The sequence below is a fragment of the Halomonas borealis genome, from assembly GCF_004798905.1.
In the GTDB taxonomy this organism is placed as follows: Bacteria; Pseudomonadota; Gammaproteobacteria; order Pseudomonadales; family Halomonadaceae; genus Halomonas; species Halomonas borealis.
Map to the genome: position 1 here is coordinate 1 of NZ_SDMO01000112.1, position 246 is coordinate 246.

The window sequence follows — 246 nt, forward strand, 5'->3', positions numbered from 1 at the left end:
TCTAATATAAAAAATAACCGCTTACTTATGCTATAATAAAGCTATGAAATTTAAAGCAATTGTATTTGATATGGACGGTGTTTTGGTAGATTCAGAACGTTTTCACTCTAAGGTTTTAGATAACTTTTTCGTTGAAAGTGGTATTGACGCTAGCCATTTAACACCAAAAGATTTTGTCGGTAGTGTTTTGAAAGACATGTGGCCAAAAGTATTACGTGATGAGTTTACAGAGGCGCGTGCAGCGCA

The 246-nt window shown here is 35.0% G+C and carries 1 protein-coding gene; it reads left to right on the forward strand.

Translation table 11 applies throughout. The annotated features are described in order from the left end of the window. Positions 1–43: 43 nt before the first annotated feature. A partial coding sequence (locus tag ETC07_RS16345) for an HAD family hydrolase (RefSeq protein ID WP_136249342.1) occupies positions 44–246 on the forward strand: 203 nt, incomplete at its 3' end.